Here is a 1,796-nt window from a genome sequence, read left to right as displayed (position 1 = left end):
GAATAATCAGTCTAAATTCTGGTTAGGAGCAAAGTGCAAAATCCCTGTACGTCCATCGGGAATCCCACACGTAACTGTAGCCGCGCAAACTCTCTCTTTTTCTTGGTGGAATCTCGGAGGATAGACATGGTTAGTTTCAGTGTACTCGTAGGCGCCCCATCATTTCGCTCTGCGTCGAAGCTAAGTCAGATGATCTCGCTTCTATTTGCGTTATTAGGTGCGACCATTGCTCTGCAAGCCCAAAACCCTAATTCGGTATCTTTTTTCCCGTCGTCCGGTAGTGGCTCAGAGCAGGAATTTGTAGCCACATACTCCAGTCCAGGAGGCGTAATGGATGTGCAGTCCCTTACTCTCTTCATTATGAGCGGCATTGCTCCGGGAACCAGGAGCGAATGGTCGGCAGATCAATGCATTCTGACCTATAGGGTTAGCTCAGGCGTTATCCAACTGGTCCAAGACTCGGGAGGTAAATTCCTCTCCACCACCGCCACCGCTGAAACGGCTCAAACTGTCAGCAACTCTCAGTGCTCGGTGCTCGCCAGTCTATCTTCCGCAAGTATCGCAGGCAACAGTGTAACGGTTAGACTTTTCGTAGCATTCTCAGCTGAATTCCGCGGCGCTAAGCAACTCTACTTGTCTGCCGACGGGAAGGAAGGGACGTACGACACAGATCCACCGACAGAAGTCGGAACTTATAATGTCACCGCCAGTGTCTCTTCGGTATTTGTTTCACCTTCTTCCGGTAGTGGCCCAGAGCAGACATTTACGGCGATATATTCAGACGCAACCTCTCAAATTCAATCCGTTTTGTTGAATCTAAAGAATTCAGGAAATAACACGGTCGCAGCCAACGCATGTAAGTTGCGTTATGATTCCGGCTCGACCGACATTTTTCTTGTAAACGACGCTGGCACCAGCTATGGCTCGCCAATAACATCAGGATCACCTGCCGCCCTTAGCAACAGTCAATGCACGTTGTTTGGTATAGGGACTTATGCGACAACCTTCGGTAACGAGGTTATAGCCTACTTCAGGGTTGCTTTCTCCCCTGAATTTGTTGGTACGAAGGAAATTACGCTGGGAGGGGTGGACCAGACTGGCGTCTCTACCTTCAGTAATCTGTCGCGTGGGACCTTTACAGTCACTGCATCGCCGCTTGGCGCTCCACCAACCTTCACGCTAACTAGCACGCCAGTCACCATCGCGGCCGCCGGAGCATCTGCAAATTCGACCATCACCGTATTTTCAAACGGAGGATTTAATGGAAGTGTGGCACTGACATGTGCTGTCATCAGTGCCGAAGAATCAGCTTCCCAACCTACCTGCCAAATTGCCGCACCTGGTACCGTGTGGTTGGGGACAGCGGCGACAGCAACACTCGTTATCAACACCACTGCCGCGCGGGCTTCCACGTCTCGGAGCCCCGTGAAGAAACTCTGTGTCTTCTACAGCAGCATCACCGTAGCTGTTTTGGCCTTTTTTCGACCGCGGATGCGATGGAAATGGCAAACACTACTTCCCCTGCTGACATTCGCTATTATTTCCGGATCTGCCTTCGGGTGTGGCAGTATGGACAATTCAGTCATTGAAAACACCGGCTCCGGTGCAACAAATTCAGGTGCGACCGCCAAGGACTATATCGTTGCAGTAACTGGCACAAGCGGTTCAATCACGGCAACGACAGCGGTGAGTGTCACTGTGAAATGAGCGCCCAAGTGAAATTGACGAAAATAGGCTAGGGCTCAGTGAGCAATTTATCGGCCTTACAGATTATCGGCGCGCGATGCGTTTTGTCT

Annotated in this window: 1 protein-coding gene; it reads left to right on the top strand. The window is 51.0% G+C overall.

Features of this window, described 5'->3' with window-relative positions:
- Positions 1–330: 330 nt before the first annotated feature.
- Positions 331–1,707 (top strand): hypothetical protein, encoded by a 1,377-nt coding sequence (locus tag HDF09_RS20445; RefSeq protein ID WP_221270260.1) that lies wholly within the window; start codon positions 331–333, stop codon positions 1,705–1,707.
- The last annotated feature ends 89 nt before the right edge of the window (positions 1,708–1,796 follow it).

Origin of the sequence: Edaphobacter lichenicola (genome assembly GCF_014201315.1) — a bacterium.
Classification (GTDB): Bacteria; Acidobacteriota; Terriglobia; order Terriglobales; family Acidobacteriaceae; genus Edaphobacter; species Edaphobacter lichenicola_B.
This window is presented reverse-complemented; position numbering and strand designations above follow the sequence as displayed.